Below are 18876 nucleotides of genomic sequence, written 5' to 3'. Positions count from 1 at the left end.
ATGTCATTCCCGCAACGTTTTGCACACCTGCTGGGCATCAAGCCGAAAGGCGCGAAGGCCGAAGACGAAGACGAAAAAGCGCGTGGCCGCGCCGAAGATGACGACCGCGAAGAAGAAGCGGACGACGACGACGACGACAAGCCACAGGGCCGCAAGGCGCGCGGCAGCCGTGCCGCCGATGATGATGACGACGACGAGCGCGCCGAAGACGACGACGACGACGCTGACGCGGAAGAAGACGACGACAAACCGTCTGGCCGCAAAGCGAAAGGCAAAAAGGCCGATGACGACGGTGACGAAGCCGACGCCAAAGCGCGTGGCCGTGCGATTGAGCGCAAGCGCTGCGCGCGCATTTTTGGCAGCAAAGCCGCAGGCATTCGCCCGGACATGGCTGCCTCGCTGGCATTCACGACCAGCCTGAGCGCTTCCGCTGCTATCGCGCAGCTGGAACAGGCCGCCGCGTTCGGCGCACCGGCGCAGGGCGGGCGTATGTCGCTCGATGACCGTATGCGTGCGGAGCAAAAGCACAGCTTAGGTCCGGACGCGAAGAAAACCGAAGCCACCGGCCCTAATGCGCTGGTCGCGCAGATGACCTCACTCTATAACAAATCACAGGGAACCAAATAATGAGCACCGTTAACTCACTTGGCCAGAACCAGTGGCAGCCGGGCGCGCGCTCCGACGCGTTTATTCCCGATCAGCTGATTGCCAGCCATTCCCCGCTGCCGGTTACGGATGACATCACCATCGCCGCCGGTCACGAGTACAAGCGCGGCACCATCCTCGGTCGCCAGTCGCTTAAATCGGTTGCCGCCGTCGCCGCCAGCGGTAACACCGGCAACGGCACGCTAGCCGTATCGCTCGGCACTGCAGCGGAAGTTGGCGCGTACACGCTGACCGCAACCAGCGCGACCAGCTTTACCCTGAAAGACCCGACCGGCACCGCCGTTGGCACCGTGACCGCTGGCACCGCGTTCGACAGCAACCAGCTGGACCTGACCGTGACCGCAGGCGCGACCGCGTTCGTGGCGGGCGACGTGTTCACCATCACCGTATCAGCTGCTGCTGGCACCTACGTGCTGAGCGTGCGCACCGCGACCGACGGCAGCCAGTACCCAAGCGCGGTACTGATCGATGACGTGGATTCAACTGCAGGTGCGGTAAACGCGGGCGGTTACTTCCAGGTGGCGGTGAACGTTAACCGCATCACCTACGACGACAGCTGGACCGTTGACGACCTCAAAGCGGAGCTGCGCGGTAAGGGCATTTTCCTGAAAGACAGCCTGAGCGCCACGCCGGTCTAACCGCCCCCCTGTAATTTCCTGAATGTGAATTTATGCCCTTAACCGGGCAGGGATTCGCACGTCCAAATTTTGCCCGGCGGTTGCCGGGCTTAGCGAGATTCTATGTCCGACGTAAACATCGATATTTTCACCACCGCCACCCTTGCTGGCGTTGTGCCTAACCTCATGACCTCTCAGAACTGGATGCTTGACCGCTTCTTCCCGAACATCGTGGAGAGCCAGTCGGAAGAAGTCGCGATTGACGTTGACGTTGGTAAACGTCGAATGGCCCCGTTCGTTTCGCCGCTGGTGCAGGGCAAGCTGGTTGAGTCGCGCCGCATTCAGACCAACACCTTTAAACCGGCGTATATCAAAGACAAGCGCGCACCTGACCTGCGCAAACCTATCCGCCGCCAGATTGGCGAGCGCATCGGTGGCAGCTTCACCGGCGCAGAGCGCGCGATGCTGAATATCCAGTTCGAAATGGCTGATCAGATCGACATTCTGAACCGCCGCATGGAATGGATGGGCTGCTCGGCGCTGACCAGCGGCACCGTGACCATTAAGGGCGACGGCTTCCCGACCACCGTGATTGATTTTGGTCGCGACCCGGAGCTGACCATCACCCACACCGGCTCGGATAAATGGCCTACCAGCGTGGCATCCGGTGCGAAAAACACGCAGCCAACCGACGACATTGACGAGTGGCAGACGCTGATTCTGAAAAAATCCGGCGCGAAGGTGACGGACATTATCTTCACGACCTCGAGCTGGAAGGCATTCAAGCTTGATACGTCGCTGGAAGGCGCGATTATCTTCCCGAACATGAACCCGTCGGGGAACGTGATTAACCCCGGTCCGCAGATTGAGAACGGTGCGATCTACAAGGGCCGCTGGGGCCAGTACGACCTCTGGTTGTACAACGACTGGTACGTGGACCCGGACACCGACGAAGAGGAACCAATGCTGCCGGACGGCTGCGTGATTATGACCGGCGCGGCGCTGATGGGCACCCGCGCGTTCGGCATGATTCTGGACCCGGCGTTCTCCTACGGTGCGCTGGCTTACGCGCCGAAGACGTGGATTGAGCAAGACCCGGCGCAGCAGATTTTGCTGATGCAGTCGGCTCCGATCGTTATCCCTAGCCGGGTTAACGCCTCACTGTGCGCGACCGTGGTGTAACGCATGGCACCCCGTAAAAATGCAGCGGCTGAAAAGGCCGCTGAAAACGCCACAGACGCGTTAAACGACGAAACCCCGGCAACCACAGACGAAACGGAAGAAAACGCCGCTGTGGTCGATTCAGGGGCCAATCTGACCGAAAACGAAGACGACGGCACTGTTGCCGTTGTCGTTTTGCCGAAAAACACCCTGAAATGTGACGGAAAAACGCACCGCCCACACGCCAGAGTGCGTGTGCCGGCCAGCGATGTTGATCGCCTCGTTAAGCGTCGCGTCGTGGTGACGGCAGAGCAGGCGCTAGCCGATGCGCTGGCGCAGGAAGGCGTCACCATTGCGGTGCAGGACGGCGTTCGGATTGGTACGGCATAACGATGATTGACTGGGACCAGAATCTGCTGGCCCCGCTGGAGGATACGTTTGGCCAGCCGGTGAATTACCGGCCCGCTGGCGCGGCGGCGTATGACATTACCGGCATTTTTGACCGGGCATACACGCAGGACGTTGAACCGCTGGACGACGGCGACCCGACGATCAACACCACCAACCCGGTGCTGGGCGTTCGGGACGCGGCGTTCCGCAATCCTCCGCAGCAGGGCGACCGCCTTTATATTCCGGGCGTGGCACAGCTGTTCGTCGTGAAAGACGTCCAGCCCGACAGCCACGGCGGCTCCAAACTCATTCTGAATCGCGTAAAAACCGCATGAACTCAGCCACCATCCGCACGCTGACTGTGACTGCTCTCAAGGCCGCAGCCACGGACGCGGGCGACCGCGTTTATTCCCCGCGCGACTGGCCTACACGCAGCGCCGACTATCCCGCGCTGCTGGTTCAGACGCCGTTCGATCATAAGCATTCGATGGGGCGAAATGCCCCGCAATTTACCAGCGTGACCACGGTACGGATCACCGGTCGCGTGGAAGCGTTCGACACAGAAGACGCCGAAATCGGCGCAATGCTGGCTGAAGAGGCGTGTGAGCAACTACGCCTGCAGGTTGAGCAGGGCGTTATCAACAGCTACGAGCTGACGCGCTCAACGCAGCAGTACAAGGAAGTGCGATCAACTATCGACGTGGATTCCAGCGGCGAAAGCCACATTGGCCAGCTGCTTTTTGAAATCGACGTTGAATATTTTCAGGGGCCGGAAGACTTCTTCCCGATTGCCACCAACACGCTGGAAGGCATCGACCTTCGCATCAAAGAGCCGGACGGCACGACCGTTCCGGGCTTTAACGCTGACCTGACCTAATCGAGATCCCAATGAAATTGAAACCCGTAGACGGGCGCGCCGTGCGCGATCCCGTTAAAGGCACGCTTTTGCCCGCAGAAGGGGCCGAGGTGGAGATGAGCACGTTCTGGCGTCGCCGTTTTCGCGATGGCGACGTGGAGGAAGTGACGCTGGACCAGAGCGGCACCGGCGCAACCACCGCAACCACCGCCAGCGCGGCAACCGTAACAGCCAGCACCAGCCCGGCTGCCTCAACCACCACCGCCAGCACCGACGCTGATACCGCTACCGGGGAAGCCAGCTAATGACCGTATCGTTTTCAAATGTCCCAAGTAACCTGCGCGTCCCGCTGTTTTACGCCGAAATGGACAACTCGCAGGCCAACACAGCCACCGCGACGCAGCGCACGCTGATTATCGGGCAGCAGCTGGATAGCGCCACGCTGAGCACGCCAAATATCCCGGCACTGGAAGCCTCCGCCTCCACCGTGGGCGGCCTGTGCGGCTATGGCTCAATCCTGCACAACATGATGGCGGCTTATCTGGCGAACGACACTGCAGGAGAGATTTACATCCTGCCTATCGCTGACGGCGACGATCTGGTCGCCGCGTCCGGCACCATTGCGATTACCACGCCACCAACTGCTGCAGGCACCGTTGCGCTCTACATCGGTGGCACGCGTATTCAGATCTCCGTGACCAGCACCGACACCGTTTCGGTCATTGCAAGCGATCTGGCCACCGCGATTAATGCGGCGACGGCGCTCCCGTTGACCGCATCTGCCAGCGCCGGGGTTATCACCCTGACCGCCAAAAACAAAGGCGCGCTGGGCAATGACATCGATATCCGCCTGAACTACCTCGGCTCTGCAGGTGGCGAAAAAACGCCGTCCGGGCTGGGCGTGACCATCACCGCGATGAGCGGCGGCACCGGCTCACCGTCGCTTGATGACGCGCTGGCGAACCTCGGTGACAAAACGTTTGATTTCATTATCAACCCGTACACCGACACCACGTCGCTTAACGCCGTGAAATCGCTGCTTTCGGATAACACCGGTCGCTGGAGCTATTCATCGCAGCTTTACGGGCATTCGCTGGGTGTGCTGTTCGGCACCTACGGCGAACTGACCGCAGCGGGCGAAGCGCGCAACAACCAGCACGAATCAATCATCGGCGTGTACGACTCACCGTCGACGCCGTGGGTTTGGGCGGCAGCGTGCTACGGCGCGATGGCAACCAGCCTGCGAAACGATCCGGGCCGTCCGGTTCAGACGCTGACGGTTTCCGGCGTACTTGCGCCACCGCTGGCGTCGCGCTTTGAAATGACGGAGCGAAATAACCTGCTCTACAGCGGCATTTCAACCACCACCGTTTCGGATGACGGCACGGTGACGCTGGAAAACGTGATCACCACGTACCAGACCAACAGCTACGGCGACGCGGACGACTCCTATCTGGAGATCGAAACGATGTTCCTGCTCATGTACGTGACGCGCTATCTGCGCAGCGTGGTGACCTCGAAATATGCCCGCATGAAGCTTGCCGCCAGTGGCACCAAGTTTGCCAGCGGCGCGGCAATCGTCACACCAAACATCATCCGCGCGGAGCTTATCGCGCAGTACAGCACGCTGGAGACCAACGGGTTTGTCCAGGACTCCACCGGCTTCGCGTCCGGGCTGATTGTTGAACAAAACAGCAGCAACCCGAACCGCGTCGATGTGCTCTGGCCGGGCGTGCTGATCAACCAGATGCGCGTGTTTGCGTTGCTCAACCAATTCCGCCTGCAGGCGTCGTCATAAGGGATTATTAAATGACAGATACAACCAACCGCCTGGCGGGGACCGCGACCGTCACCGTTGACGGCCTGAGCATCATGGTTGCGGGGAACTTTAAGTACGCCGTCGCCAAAAACAAGCGTGAAACCCTCACCGGCATGGACCGCGTACACGGTTACAAGGAGAAGCCCACGGCGGGCTTCATTTCATGCCAGGTGCGTGACAGCGGCGGGACCACGGTCTCAGATTTTAACGACCAGACCAACGTGACGGTAACGGCAGAGCTGGCGAACGGCAAAACCATCATCGGCAGCGGGATGTGGACCGTTGAAGCGCAGGAAGTCGATAGCGAAGACGCGGTGTTCGACGTGCGCTGGGAAAGTGACAGCGTGCAGGAGAGCTAAGCCGTGGATGACGTGATTTTCGTTGATAATTTCGGCCCGCAAGGGCCATATCCGCTGCGCGAACCGTTTTACCATGAGGTCGAACTCTTCTACGCGGAGGCAAAGAAAACCAACGCGCACGAAGCAATGGGCGTGCTGATTGGCAAGATTACCGGCAAAGCACCCGCCAGCCTGGACAATTTGCCGCTGCGCGTCGTGCGTCGCGGGCAGGCGTTCCTGCTTCACTTCATCAACTATGAGGCGAAAGGCAGCGACGCGGCAGAAATTGAGATCCCGCTGGACAAGCAGATCACCAGCCTGAACGGGCAGGAAGCGTGGGAGAGCGTGCCGCTGCGCGAACCAAGCTTTGCAGAGTTCAAAGCCTACTACGCCGAACTGGAAGCCAAAGACGCCGCCACGGCTTTGCTGTCGCTGATGTCTGCGCTGTCTGGCGTAAACCGGCAGGCGCTGCGCAAATTGCCGATCACCAAGTTCAGGGAGGCGGAGAAATATCTGGTGGGTTTTTTGCGCTACTTCCCGGACGCGACGAATGGGAAGACCGCATAGCGGAAATCACCTATTACTGGCGGTTTAGTGAAACCGCCGGTGACCAGATGACGTGGAGCCGCGTCCAATACTGGCTGCGGCAGGGCCACCGGATCAACAAACTGAAAAAGGCAGCGGCAGATGGCTAATTCTTTTGATTTTACCCTGACCGCTGATGACCAGGTATCTGATGCGCTCAAGCGCATCAACGACGAGGTGCGCAACCTCCAGCCGGGGCTGGATAAAACCACGGACGGGTTGAAACTCGGCGGGCAGGAAACGAACGACGGCCTGTCTCAGATTAACCGGATGTTTGAGCAGCTGGGCCGCTACGCAAAGGATAATGTCCAGTTCATCGGCGATATGGTTCCACCACTGCGAAACTTTACCGGCTTTACCGGTCGCATGGGCGGTATCGTCGGCAAAATGGGGCTTGCAGGTGGCGCAGCCTACCTTGCCGGGAAGGGAATGAAGGCGCTCGGCAGCGGTATCAGTGACGCCGCCGATGATGCTTACGGCTTGCAGGTGGCAGCGGAAAACGCCGGGATGTCAGTTAAGGATTTCTCGCAGCTATCCGGCGCGATGCGCATGCTGGGTACGGACTCCGAAACCGCGCGCGGCGAAGTGCAGGGATTCTACAAGACGTTTAACGACGCGCTGCAGGGCCGCAACAACGAAGTGCTGGCCGTGATGAATCAGGTTCACGCGCAGATCGTGAAGAACGCCGACGGCACCGCTAACGTGCTGGAAACGGTGAAGCAGCTGGCTGACGTGTTCCCGAAACTCTCACCGCAGAACCAGAAAACGGTCGCGGATGCGCTGGGGCTGGACGCTGACGGGCTGCAATTGCTGCGTGAAGGCAAGCGGCTCAAAGACAACCTGACGAAATCGGATTCTGTGGGGCTGACCATTGACCCGAAGGTTAACGCCGAACTGGTTGGTCTGAACCGCACGCTGACCGAACTGAGCGCATCGTGGGACGGCCTTAAGACGCGAACGGAGCAGGGGATCGCACATAAACTCCTGTCAGACGGTACGGTCACCGATGGGCTAAAAGGTGCCTCGAAAGTGATGCAAAATCCCCGTGATCCGATGGCATGGAGCCAGGCGGCAGGATTCATCAGCGATCAGGAGAGCGGTTGGCTCAAACGCGCGCAGAAAGACGACGCTTTTCTCAAGTCGCTACCGGCTGGCGAAGCGGTGGACATTATGTCCGGCATGGTAAATACGTCGTCAGAGCATAACCACCTGCGCCAGCAATACGGCTTGCGCGATCAGGCTTCGCAGCTGATGGAGGATATGAAGGCCGCGCAGGCCGCCGCTGCAGGCGCTGGTAATCCGGTGCAGGCTGGCGGTGGCGTGAACGCTGGCGCGCTTTCCGTGGTGAATAACAACCCGTGGAACATCCGCTACGCCAGCCAGGCGAACGCCGAACCGGGCGCGAAAGGCTTTGCGAAGTTTGACTCGCTCAATAACGGCGTGCTGGCAGCCGACCGCCAGCTGCAGCTGTACTATTCCGGCAAGTCTGCCAACACGGATCACCCGCTGCGCACCTTGCAGGAAATCATCAGCACCGCGTCGCCGGTCCGGGACCACAATAACACCCCGCAGATGATTAAGGACGCCAGCCGCGAACTCGGCATCGCGCCGGATGCGCAGATGGATCTGAGTAGTCCGGGGATGCGTTCGCGCGTACTTGCCGCCCTGTTTAACCGGGAAGGAAACAACTCCCTCAGTTCAGGGCAGATTCAGAACATCATCCAGCAATCACCGCAGCAGCCGCTGACGCCGCCGCCACTTTTGCCTGGCACCGGCGCGACCGGCGCGCAGGCATCGGACCCGGCGCAGCTGGCTAATGCCCTGAGCGCCGTCCTGGCAGAAAAGGGCATCAAGGTTGAACTCACGATGGTCAACGAGAAAACCGGGCAGCGGCAAACCGTCACCGGCACCGGCTCGCGAATCTCCACCGCCATGCAGTTCCCCTGATACCACCATCACACCTATCCAACCCGGCCCCGCGCCGGGTTTTTTGTTTCTGGAGTCTGCTAAATGACGATTGTATCTGCTGCTATTTCCGGCGTGCTCGGCACGTCTGGCGATACGTGGAGCTGGCAGGACAACCTGCACGCCGCGTCATTCCGTGGCGTTCCGTTCGCCGTTGAAAGCGGCGAGGGAACGTTCGGGCGTCGCCAGGCTGTTCATGAATACCCGTATCGGGACTCGGTATGGGTGGAAGATATGGGCCGCGCCACGCGGCGAATTACGCTGACCGGCTTCATTATCCAGAGCAGCCGGGTATACACCGCAGGCGACGTGATGACGCAGCGCGACTCGCTGGTCGCCGCCGCTGAAACCTCGGGTTCCGGCACGCTGGTACATCCGACGCTCGGCGAACTGACGGTGAGCATCCCGGAAAACGGGCTGCGCGTGTCTGAAAGCATGGAAGAGGGACGCGTTTTTCGCTTCACGTTGACCGCGATTGAGTCCGGTTTGAAAGTATTCGCGATCACCAGCGCCACCGACGCCGCCTCCACCGTAAAAACGTCATGGTTTGCCACCCTGTCAAAGAACGCGGCCTCCTTCATCGCCACCGTAAAGGGCGAAATGCGCTCTGTAACGGGCGCGATCCAGACGCTGAAAGCCACGGCGGCATTCTGGACCACGATGGTAACGGACACGGTCTCGCAGGCCACCAACCTCGCGAACGTGCTGAAAAGCACGTTTGGCACGACAACTTACGGGCGCTACAACACCGGCAGCGTGGGCGGAAACGCCAGCGGAGCGACAACCAGCACCGACAACACCGCAGACACGGACGACTACGCCGCGCTGGTAGACAGCAAAATTGCCGCTTCCATTCAGAACAAAGCTGCCATCGATACCGCGCTGGATGCCGTCGCCGCCACAGGGACCGTGGAAGACTTTTCTGTCGCAATTGAAGCCGTTTATACGGAGCTGCTCGACCTGACGGCGGGCGGGATGGACCTGATAAACCTGCTGGAAGCGCTAGCAGAATTTGACGACACCACTGTTTACGCCGACACCGTGGCAACCAGCATCCAGCTGGCGGCCCGCATCTATCTGAAAGCCCTAAGCGCGGGCGCGATGGCCTATGTCGCCTCGCAATACACCCCGGCGAATTACGACGACGCAATGGACCTGACGCGCCGCGTTGTCACCGTGCTCGATGCCGCCGCATTGCTGGCAGCGGATAACGCCTACGACGACCTTTACCGCCAGCTGCAGACGCTGCGCGGCAACATCGTGGACACGCTTTCCAACCTCGGTGCGGATCTCGCAACCGTTAAGACCGTGACCTACGCCATGCCGCTACCGGCGCTGAATATTGCTAACCGGCTTTATCAGGACGCCAGCCGCACGGAAGCGGTTGTGAAGATGGCTGATCCCATTCACCCGGCATTCATGCCGACCAGTTTTAAGGCGCTGACCTCATGAGCGACGAATTAACCCTGACGCTCAACGGCAAGGTGCTGTCCGGCTGGGATGCGGTGCGCGTTACGCGCAGCATTGAGCACTTACCCTCTGATTTTGAGCTGTCACTGATGGACGAATTTCCCGGCAGCGATGGAAAGCAGCTGGTTAAACCCGGCGACGCCTGCGTGGTGAAAATCGGCAGCGACACCGTGCTGACCGGCTACATCGACCGCTGGTCGCCGATGATTTCCCGCGCGCGTCACCGCGTACAGGCGGTCGGGCGCAGCAAATGTGCGGACCTTGTCGATTGCTCGGCCTACTGGAAAAACAACGTTATCAGCGGGGCATCGCCGCTGCAGATTGCGCAAAAGCTGGCTGCGCCATACGGCATCACGGTTGCCAGCGACGTGGATGTCGGGACCACGGTCCCGCAGTTCACGCTTAATTGGGGTGAATCGTCTCAGGAGGTAATCGACCGCATCACCCGCTGGGCCGCGCTGCTTTATTACGACAAGCCGGACGGCAGCCTGTTCCTGACGCGCGTCGGCACGAAGCAGGCCGCCAGCGGCGTGAAGCAGGGCCAGAACATTCAGGAAGCCGCCTACGAAAGCACGATGGACGAGCGCTTTTCCGTCTACACCGGCGTTTCTATGGCGGTCACACCGATTAACGAAGAAAGCGGCGACGACGCTTATGAAGCGGTCGCTCTGGCAACTGCTACCGACCCGGAAGCGGCAGCCATGCGCTACCGAAACCGCACGGTCATTATCGAAAGCACGATGACCGCAAACCAGCAGGCACAGCAGTGCATTGATTGGGAAATGAACCGGCGCTATGGGCGTTCAAAGAGCCTGCTGGTTACGGTAGACAGCTGGCGAGACAGCGCCGGGAACCTGTGGGAACCCAATACGCTAATCCCGATCTCGCTGCCCGTTTTCGGGCTGGAAGATGAGCTCTGGCTGCTCGGTGAGGTGACGTTCCGCAAAGACGATCAAGGCACCGCAGCCGACATGGTTCTCATGCCGCCCGCCGCATTCAGCGTCGAGCCGTACCAGTTTTATTCGAATATTCGCGAGCTAACTTACTGATGGATTATCGCCGTATTTACCGGCAGCTAAAAATGCTGCTGGGGATTGGTCGCGTCACTGGAATGACCGACACCGGCCTCACACAGACGCTGCAGTTCCGCACCCCGCTCGACGTAATGAGCGCACACCGCCTGGCTGAGTTTGGTTTTTCCTCCGCGCCGCCGATTGGCAGCGACGTATTGGTTGCCAGCCTCGGCGGCGACCGTTCAAGCCCTATCGTGATTGCCACCAACCATCGCGGTTCACGCCTGACCGGCTTAAAGGCAGGTGAAACCGCGATTTACAACCAGACCGGCATGTACGTGAAGCTGACGGCCAGCGGCATTGAGGTAGAAGCCAAAGGCCAGTCGGTCACCGTTTCGGACGCCACCACTGTGACGATAAACGCGAGCACCGGCGTTGTGATGAATACGCCGAGCCTCAAAGTTTCCGGTGACGTTATCGACAATACCGGCAGCGGCAACGCCTCAACCCTTAAGCAACTGCGCGACGCGTACAACGACCACACCCACGCCGTTAAAGGCGTGCAAACCGGTAGCTCTCAGGTGACGAGCGAAGCACCCGGCACGGAGGTTGGATGACGGATATTAAAACCATCTGGTACCCGGAGAGCGGTGGCGGTGACTGGCAGGAAGCGGTCGGCGATCTGGACTCCGGCAGCGATGTTGATACGGCGGTTTATATCAGCCTTTTCAGCGACCGGCAGGCCCGCTCGGATGACAGCATTGACGGCGACGACCGCAAAGGTTGGTGGGGCGATCTGGATGCAGATTATCAAATTGGCTCCCGTATCTGGCTGCTTCGCCGCCAGCGCCTGACCACCACCGTTGCCAACTCAGCTGCCAGCTACGCCAAAGAGGCGCTGCAGTGGCTGATTGATGACGGCGTTCTGGATAGCGTTTCCGTATCCACGCAAATCGTATACCCCCGCAGCCTTTTCATGACCATCACATGCCAGAAGCCGGACGGCACCAGCACGTCCGCGAAATATGGCTGGGTTTGGGAGACCTGATTCATGCCGTTTAACAGGCCAACGCTTACGGACCTGCGCTCGCAGTGCAAGTCCTACCTGCTCACGCAGCTAAAGAAAGTCGGCGCACTTTTGCGCTTCTCTAACCTCGGCATTATCGGCGACGTGGTTGCCGGGATGTCGCACCTGCATTTTGGCTATCTCGACTGGATCGCGAAGCAAAGCAACCCGTACACGGCCACAGATGAATATTTGGCGGCGTGGGCGGCCCTGAAAGACATTTACCGCAAGGCAGCCACCGCTGCGACGGGGAAGACAATCACCCTCACCGGCACCGCCGGGAGCGTAATCCCGGCAGGCACCTTGCTGAACCGCTCGGACGGCTACCAGTACACGGTCAACGCCGAGCTGACCATTGGCAGCGCGGGCAACATTACCGGCGCAGTTACCGCCGTTCTGCCCGACACCAGTACCGACTCAACCGGCGGCGGTGAAGATGGCAACGCCGATGCCGGTACCGTGCTGACGCTCAATGTTGCGATTGATGGCGTGGACACCACCGCGACGGCGACCGCCGCCATTACCGGTGGCGCTGATATTGAGGACGAGGAGGTTTTCCGTTCTCGCATGTTGCTGGCCTATCAGGAGCCGCCGCAGGGCGGCAGTGATGCCGACTACAAAGAGTGGGCGCTGGCGGTTCCCGGCGTTACGCGAGCCTGGGTTACACCCCGCCTGCTGGGCGCGGGAACGGTCGGCGTGTATTTCATGATGGACCCGGACGGAGCCACCACGAACGACAACAGCTTCCCTAGCGGCACCGACGGCTATGCCACCAAAGAGACGCAGTATTCCGGGCAGGTTGCGACCGGCGACCAGCTGACCGTTGCGGATTACATCTACTCCGAGCGCCCGGTAACGGCGACCGTTTACGTTGCCTCGCCTATCAAAACCGCGATTAATTTTGAAATCAGCGGCATTGCAACCGCGACCAGCACCACGAAATCGGCGCTGCAGACGGCTATCAGTAACATCCTTTTCGATGACGGCGAACCGGGCGGCACCATCTACCTGACGGACATTATCGCAGCCATTGCCGCCGTGGATAACACCGCCGGTTTCCTGATGACTTCGCCAACTGAAAACATCGTGATGGCCACCGGCGGGTTGCCGGTACTGGGATCGGTAACTTACGCATGAAATTTTCTGTTTCAGAGTATCTATCGGCCCTGTGGGGCTTAATGCCTACCGGCAAAATCTGGCGGCGTGACGCATCCAGCACGCAGACCGCCGTTCTTACTGGCATCGCCAATGCGTTCTATGAGTCCGGAAGCGAGGCTTATGGTCTGATCGCCGGCTCTTTTCCGGCGACGGCCACCACCATGCTTTCTGAATGGGAAAGCACGATGGCGCTCCCGGATGACTGCACCATCGGCGAAACCTACAGCACCTCGGCGCGCCAGCTGGCTGTCTCAACAAAGCTGGCCACCGCTGGCGGGCAATCGGTCGCGCACTTCACCACCGCTGCAAAAGCGCTCGGTTACGACATCACGATCACCGAATACCGTCCCGCGCGTGCGGGGCTTTCCCGCTGCGGGGCCAGCATCAACGGGAACGACTGGCGATGGGTTTGGAAAGTGACCGCGCCGGACACGACGATCACATGGGCGCACGCGGGCGAGGCTTACGCCAACGACCCCATAGATTCATGGGGGAACAAGCTGCTCGAATGCCGCCTGAAAGATATGTCCCCGTCACACACCATTCTCCTGTTCACCTATGAAACCGCCGAAAGCACGGCGTAACGGACTACACATGCAAAAAATTGGAAGCGTTACCGATACCGCCGACCAGAACGGCGAATTTACCGACGGCAGCGGAGCCAGCGCGGTGGAATCCACGCTGCTACCGGCGGCATGGTTCAACACCATTCAGCGCGAACTGATTGCCATTGTGACCGCCGCCGGGCTGACACCGGACCCGACGAACGACGCGCAGCTGCTAGCCGCACTGAAGATCCTCTTCACCGCTAAAACCACCTCGTAATCCCCCGTAAAAGTTTAAGCGCCTTAACTGGCGAGGATTTCCCATGCAAAAAATCAGTGCCTACACCACCACGGCTGACGATGACAACGAATTTACAGACGGCAGCGTGACCGGCGGGCAGTCGCCGACCAACCTTGTCGCGGCGTGGTTCAATATGGTGCAGCGGGAGCTGATCGCCATTCCCGCTGCTGCCAGTATCAGCCTGGACACATCCAACGATAAGCAGCTGCTTGCGGCGCTGCGGGCGATGTTTTTACAGACAGGAAACTGTTTCTCAGAAATTAAGGCGGCGGGAACCACGGCGGTCGCAACGGCGCTGGCGAATCTTGGCCTGACATCAACGGTCTCCGGCTCTTATCCGATTGGCGCACCTATCCCGTGGCCATCCGATACGTTGCCGACCACGGGAACGTGGGCGTTTTTGCAGGGGCAGTCATTCGACAAAACGGTATACACCCAAACGGCGGTGGCATACCCGACCGGCGTTCTGCCTGATATGCGCGGCTATACCGTGAAGGGCAAGCCCGCCAGCGGGCGCGCCGTACTGTCGGTCGAAGCCGACGGCGTAATTTCACACACGCATACCGCCAGCGTATCAACCACGAACCTCGGCACGGTGACGTCGACCACTGCAGCTGCTTACACGGTGACAACCTCAAGCGCCGGTGGCCACTATCACAACGTCTACGCGGATAACGGCAGCAGCAGCGGCGGCGACCCGTACTCACTGAACCGCACTGGCGTGGGCGTGACCGGCGCAAGCCGAAGCGCAGGCTACCTCGGTGCAACCGGCAGTGGCGCGCAAATTCTTGATACGCAGGGCGCGCACACGCACACGGCGACCGTAGCGGCGCACAGCCATACCACCACGCTTGGTTCGCACACCCACACGGTGACGATCGGTTCTACCGGCAACACCGAAAACACCGTCAAAAACGTAGCATTTAACTACATTGTGAGGCTTGCCTGATGAGCTTTCAGTTCTCCGACGAACAGCAGACGCTGACCGTTTACCACTACGACGCCAGCACCGGCGAATACCTCTCATCTTCGGATGAGGTTATCCCGCCGCACACCGGCTTACCGGCTGACTGCACGGAAACCGCCCCGCCGGAAGCGGTAACGGGCTACGCATGGATTTATACAAGTGGTGCATGGTTGCAGGTGGAAGACCATCGCGGCACCACGGTTTACGTGAAGGCATCGCGCGTAGGCGTGCTGGTAACAACGCTGGGCGCTTTGCTTGATACGGTGACCACGATTGCACCTGCCACCGAATACGACGCGTGGAATGCCACAACGGGCGCGTGGGAGGTGGACACCGCCGCGAAGCTGGCAGCAGAGAGTGAGGCAGCCGTCGAACAGGTGAACACGCTGATGGGCACCGCTAACCAGCAGGTCGACATTTACACCGACGCCGTATCGCTTCCAACCGCGACGGATGAAGATACGCTGATGTTTACCGCATGGAAGACTTATCGCGTCGCGCTGAACAAGGTAGACACCACCGACCCGGAAAACATCGTGTGGCCAACCGTACCGACGCTGGCCAGCGTGACAGCAGCCGCATAAAAAAAGCCGCTTATGCGGCTTATTCTGTGGTTTCTGGCGCGCCACCAGTGATGCCTGTAAATCGGGGCTTAATGACGCTAAGCAGCGACGTAACAGGGATGTCGAGTATCTCGCAAAGGTGCAATAACTCCGCTATATCGAGGCGGCGTTCGCAGCGTTCGACTTTCGAAATAAACGACTGCGGTACGCGCATCGCCGTGGCCAGTTGCTTTTGGGTAATTTTCCGGGCTTTGCGAAGGCGCACCAACGTTGCGATCACAGTGCGATAATCGTTCGGGTAAATTGAAGGCATTAATCCGGCCCTGAAATAATCAGAGTCGGACTATGTTGCAGAATGCGAAAATAAGCCAAAACGGGATATATTGTTAAAATCACGTCGTTAAGCTGGTTAAATTTTGGCAATACGGGCCGCCTGTTTACAGAAAAATATTCAAGCCCGAACGCTTTCTCAACCCTTATTACAACCCGCCGTCGGAGCGCGATAAAATAACCTAATTTGGAATAATCTGTTAATTTCTGGCGCTATCATTAAGATTAATAAATGATCACCCGGCGGGAATAATCGACTGCCGAAATAATGCAGAAAAAGAAAAAAGCCGCTGGCGCGGCTTTCTTCTTTTGTACGGGGCGCACCGATGTTAAATTACGCCCATCGACGTGTTCTCCTGTCGTAGAAGACCCGTTGATCGCCCTTGCGGCTGGCGTGCTGCAAGGGCACCTCCTATTTACTGCGCAGTTTCTCCTCCAGTTCTGAAATCAATTTATCCACCGCCGCTCCACCGTTTTGCTTGCCTGCAGCTTCCAGTACAACCTCAATCCGGCGTAACAGTTCCGGCGCAACACCGCGCAGCGAAATGTTCACGTTGTCGCCGTCATATTTAGCCGTGACACCTTCCCCGAATTTACGCACCGTTGGTTTCGTTTTTTCCGTCTCTTTAGGCGTCTGGCCAGCCTGTTTCAGTGCCTCAACAATCACCTCAGTTTTGAGCGGTTCGCCGCTGCCTTGCTGGGCAAGTAACTCGTCAACCACCTGCATCATTTCTTCCGTGTGGTTCGCGTAAATCCCGGATAACTCATGCCCGGCGCGCGCTGACAGTTCGCTTGGATTGGCGAAAAGTTTGATCACCTCAATTGGCAGGTTAGCGGTCGCCAGGCAGCGCGTGATGATTTTGCGATCTACCTTTTCGGCGCTAGCCAGCGCGGTGACGTTCATTTCAAACTTACCCTCAAGCAAGCGGCGATAGCGGCGGCCACGCTCGTATGCGCTGGTCTGGCGGTAGTTGTTCCCCGTCTGCGAAAGGGCTGCCATTTGTTCGTCGTCCAGATCGCCCACCAGCACGCGGTAATCGCTGCCGGTAATAATGGCGGTCTTGCGGCGGCGGCTACCGTCGGCGACCTCAATAATGCCGGTTACTTCGCGCGCAAAGGCTGGAATAAGCTGGCCTCCGGACACGAACGACGGGATCAAATCGTCTAGCGCTGCTTCGGTCAACAACTCCTGCAGGCGTTCGTTTTCATTCCAGACCATCGTGCTCTTTTCAACCCTTGCTGCAGGGATGGTTCGCAGCGTAAACGCGACCTCCCGCCCGCACACCGGTATCGAGACGGTGTTGCCGGGTTTCATGCCGCCCACCAGCTTACTTAACTCATTAACCACCGGCGCTGCAGCCTGAGCGTCGTTGTCGCGCGGCTGGCTGGCTCTTACCTTGCTCAAATCGAATTGTGGTGCGTTACGCATACCCTTTGCCATTACGCGGCCTCCTCTGTGTTCCAGCGTGGTTTAATCAAACGTTCATAAATTTCATTGCAAACCGGCTCCCAAATCCCCACCGCGTTATCCCATGCTTTTCTGGTCGAACGCTGGTTCGCGGCCTGTTCAAACACCGTGCGCATACGCACCTGGCCTTTGCCTACTTCATCCGTTACGCGAACAACTGACTGCATCACCATGTTGCCGAACGCTTCACGCATGCACTCTTCCATGTACGCCGACTGGCTGCCGGGCGCGTTGCTGTATTTAGTGACCAGCACGCGGACATCCGGCTCAAATCCGTGTAGATCAATCGTTGCCAGCAGGTCGCGCATAGTGACAAAGAACTGCTGCGCTGAGCTGTAGTCATACATCTCTGCAGGCGTTGGCGTAATGAGCACGTCGGACGCGCACACCACGTTCATGGTGCCGACGCCTAAGTTCGGCGCGCTATCAATAACCACGATGTCGTAGTCATCGGAAACCGTAGCGATCGCTGCGCGGAGTAACTCATGCGGGGCGGTTGGAAGCAGGCCCGCTTTTGCCAGTGGCATGACTTCGCTCTCAATACGGTGAATAGCCAGGCATGACGGGATAATGTCGAGGCTAGGCCAGCATGTTGGCTTTATCGCGTAGTGTACGTCGGTGCGTTCGCCTAAATAGAAAGGCAGCAGGGTATCGTCGGCGTGAATATGCAGATCCGGTACATAGCCGTGGTAAAGCGAGGCGGTCGCTTGCGGATCAGTTGCATCGATTAGCAGCACGCGCCAGCCCTGCATACTCAGCCACTGCGCCAGATGGACCGACGAAGAGGTTTTGTATGCGCCACCTTTATGCGCGGCAACGCCGACCGTTATACATGGCTGGCCGGGCAGGCGGCGTGGAGCCGTGCCAAACACCTCGCGCATATGCTGAATTTGATAAATCGTATAGCCTTCGCGCATTTCCGAAAAACCGCGCTGAACCATATCAGGCACCGGCAAGCGCCCGTCATCCTCTGCTGCGCGAATGGTTGGCTGACTGATGCCTATCATCTTTGCCACTTCTTGAATGCCCCAGCGGCGCGTAATGGTGCGTGCAGATGGTGAATCATCACCGAACTGATACTCCGCGATCTGCTTTGTCATCATAGCGGCGCGTGCAATGCACTCGTCCAGTCTTACTAAAAGGCTCATTTGTTTCTCCTGTCGTTTTGCGTGAAATCATTAAAACAGCGTAAAACACGCAAAGCAACCATTTTCACACAAAGTTATATGCATAAACCCGTCGTCGGTGGCGTCATACGGCACGTCGTCCGCGCGCACGTTAGCTCCTCTATTTTCCGTAAACTTACCGGGTAACACCCCTAAATCATTGACACGCCTATATTCTGCATCGACGTGAACCGGGTAACACCGCCCGGAGAACACACCGAAAAACACCTACCTTTAACGAAAAAATGCACCGCACAAATTGCACCTTCCATATCGAAACACAAACACAGAACATACAAACACAATCGCGGATCTACCTTGTCACAGGACTGGCACCCATCGGAACACGAACGCGGAACAATCATCGAAACATATTCTCGGATCATTATCGAAACACATTTCGCCATTATACGCGAGTATAATGGCGAAATG

General features: G+C 58.7%; 23 protein-coding genes. 20 read left to right on the top strand and 3 right to left on the bottom strand.

The features are described from left to right. From F7Q90_RS12400 to F7Q90_RS12305, 20 genes are all read left to right on the top strand, one after another. A complete protein-coding gene (locus tag F7Q90_RS12400) occupies positions 1-627 on the top strand; it encodes a hypothetical protein (RefSeq protein WP_006122404.1) in 627 nt (208 codons plus the stop codon). After that, positions 627-1304, top strand: coding sequence for a head decoration protein (locus F7Q90_RS12395; protein WP_006122405.1), 678 nt, complete (start codon positions 627-629; stop codon positions 1302-1304). The genes F7Q90_RS12400 and F7Q90_RS12395 overlap by 1 nt, the downstream gene beginning before the upstream one ends. 102 nt (positions 1305-1406) lie before the next feature. Beyond that, positions 1407-2465, top strand: a complete 1059-nt coding sequence (locus F7Q90_RS12390; RefSeq protein WP_006122406.1) for a major capsid protein — start codon at positions 1407-1409, stop codon at positions 2463-2465. Between the two features lie 3 nt (positions 2466-2468). Beyond that, entirely contained in the window at positions 2469-2834 is a 366-nt protein-coding gene (locus F7Q90_RS12385) for a hypothetical protein (protein WP_006122407.1), read from the top strand. A 2-nt stretch (positions 2835-2836) separates the two neighbouring features. Beyond that, on the top strand, positions 2837-3169 hold the full coding sequence (locus F7Q90_RS12380; protein ID WP_006122408.1) for a head-tail joining protein: 333 nt from the start codon (positions 2837-2839) through the stop codon (positions 3167-3169). Further along, positions 3166-3711: a hypothetical protein gene (locus F7Q90_RS12375; RefSeq protein WP_006122409.1), complete on the top strand. Its 546-nt coding sequence runs from the start codon at positions 3166-3168 to the stop codon at positions 3709-3711. Before F7Q90_RS12380 ends, F7Q90_RS12375 begins: the two co-directional genes overlap by 4 nt. Before the next feature lie 11 nt (positions 3712-3722). Then, entirely contained in the window at positions 3723-3995 is a 273-nt protein-coding gene (locus F7Q90_RS27875) for a DUF2635 domain-containing protein (RefSeq protein ID WP_006122410.1), read from the top strand. After that, the gene (locus F7Q90_RS12365; RefSeq protein WP_006122411.1) at positions 3995-5488 is read left to right on the top strand and encodes a phage tail sheath subtilisin-like domain-containing protein; all 1494 of its coding nucleotides are present in this window, start codon (positions 3995-3997) and stop codon (positions 5486-5488) included. The genes F7Q90_RS27875 and F7Q90_RS12365 overlap by 1 nt, the downstream gene beginning before the upstream one ends. A gap of 11 nt (positions 5489-5499) precedes the next feature. Beyond that, entirely contained in the window at positions 5500-5868 is a 369-nt protein-coding gene (locus tag F7Q90_RS12360; RefSeq protein ID WP_006122412.1) for a phage tail tube protein, read from the top strand. A gap of 3 nt (positions 5869-5871) precedes the next feature. Continuing rightward, complete coding sequence (locus tag F7Q90_RS12355) at positions 5872-6414, top strand: phage tail assembly protein (RefSeq protein WP_006122413.1); 543 nt, start codon at positions 5872-5874, stop codon at positions 6412-6414. A 120-nt stretch (positions 6415-6534) separates the two neighbouring features. Further along, positions 6535-8379 carry a hypothetical protein gene (locus F7Q90_RS12350; RefSeq protein WP_006122414.1) on the top strand — a complete coding sequence of 615 codons (1845 nt, stop codon included), beginning with the start codon at positions 6535-6537 and terminating at the stop codon, positions 8377-8379. 63 nt (positions 8380-8442) lie between these two features. Further along, positions 8443-9849 (top strand): DNA circularization protein, encoded by a 1407-nt coding sequence (locus F7Q90_RS12345; RefSeq protein ID WP_006122415.1) that lies wholly within the window; start codon positions 8443-8445, stop codon positions 9847-9849. After that, positions 9846-10916, top strand: a complete 1071-nt coding sequence (locus F7Q90_RS12340) for a phage baseplate assembly protein (RefSeq protein ID WP_006122417.1) — start codon at positions 9846-9848, stop codon at positions 10914-10916. Before F7Q90_RS12345 ends, F7Q90_RS12340 begins: the two co-directional genes overlap by 4 nt. Continuing rightward, positions 10916-11497: a phage baseplate assembly protein V gene (locus tag F7Q90_RS12335; protein WP_006122418.1), complete on the top strand. Its 582-nt coding sequence runs from the start codon at positions 10916-10918 to the stop codon at positions 11495-11497. Before F7Q90_RS12340 ends, F7Q90_RS12335 begins: the two co-directional genes overlap by 1 nt. Beyond that, the gene (locus tag F7Q90_RS12330; protein ID WP_006122419.1) at positions 11494-11928 is read left to right on the top strand and encodes a phage GP46 family protein; all 435 of its coding nucleotides are present in this window, start codon (positions 11494-11496) and stop codon (positions 11926-11928) included. Before F7Q90_RS12335 ends, F7Q90_RS12330 begins: the two co-directional genes overlap by 4 nt. Before the next feature lie 3 nt (positions 11929-11931). After that, the gene (locus tag F7Q90_RS12325) at positions 11932-13083 is read left to right on the top strand and encodes a baseplate J/gp47 family protein (RefSeq protein WP_006122420.1); all 1152 of its coding nucleotides are present in this window, start codon (positions 11932-11934) and stop codon (positions 13081-13083) included. Positions 13084-13124: 41 nt separating this feature from the next. Next, positions 13125-13688 (top strand): YmfQ family protein, encoded by a 564-nt coding sequence (locus F7Q90_RS12320; protein WP_006122421.1) that lies wholly within the window; start codon positions 13125-13127, stop codon positions 13686-13688. A 10-nt stretch (positions 13689-13698) separates the two neighbouring features. Beyond that, positions 13699-13929: a hypothetical protein gene (locus tag F7Q90_RS12315; RefSeq protein ID WP_006122422.1), complete on the top strand. Its 231-nt coding sequence runs from the start codon at positions 13699-13701 to the stop codon at positions 13927-13929. Between the two features lie 43 nt (positions 13930-13972). Next, positions 13973-14899 carry a phage tail protein gene (locus tag F7Q90_RS12310; protein WP_006122423.1) on the top strand — a complete coding sequence of 309 codons (927 nt, stop codon included), beginning with the start codon at positions 13973-13975 and terminating at the stop codon, positions 14897-14899. Next, positions 14899-15501 (top strand): tail fiber assembly protein, encoded by a 603-nt coding sequence (locus tag F7Q90_RS12305; RefSeq protein WP_006122424.1) that lies wholly within the window; start codon positions 14899-14901, stop codon positions 15499-15501. Before F7Q90_RS12310 ends, F7Q90_RS12305 begins: the two co-directional genes overlap by 1 nt. A 19-nt stretch (positions 15502-15520) precedes the next feature. Here F7Q90_RS12305 and F7Q90_RS12300 read toward each other — a convergent pair whose 3' ends face one another. From F7Q90_RS12300 to F7Q90_RS12290, 3 genes are all read right to left on the bottom strand, one after another. Further along, positions 15521-15793: a helix-turn-helix domain-containing protein gene (locus F7Q90_RS12300; protein ID WP_044243610.1), complete on the bottom strand. Its 273-nt coding sequence runs from the start codon at positions 15791-15793 to the stop codon at positions 15521-15523. Positions 15794-16222: 429 nt separating this feature from the next. Further along, a complete protein-coding gene (locus F7Q90_RS12295; protein ID WP_006122425.1) occupies positions 16223-17251 on the bottom strand; it encodes a ParB/RepB/Spo0J family plasmid partition protein in 1029 nt (342 codons plus the stop codon). Further along, positions 17251-18426: an AAA family ATPase gene (locus F7Q90_RS12290; RefSeq protein WP_006122426.1), complete on the bottom strand. Its 1176-nt coding sequence runs from the start codon at positions 18424-18426 to the stop codon at positions 17251-17253. Before F7Q90_RS12290 ends, F7Q90_RS12295 begins: the two co-directional genes overlap by 1 nt. Positions 18427-18876: the final 450 nt, after the last annotated feature.

The sequence above is a fragment of the Pantoea stewartii subsp. stewartii genome, from assembly GCF_008801695.1.
GTDB classification, from domain to species: domain Bacteria; phylum Pseudomonadota; class Gammaproteobacteria; order Enterobacterales; family Enterobacteriaceae; genus Pantoea; species Pantoea stewartii.
Note: the sequence above shows the minus strand (reverse complement) of the source record. Positions and strands in the feature narration are given on the sequence as shown.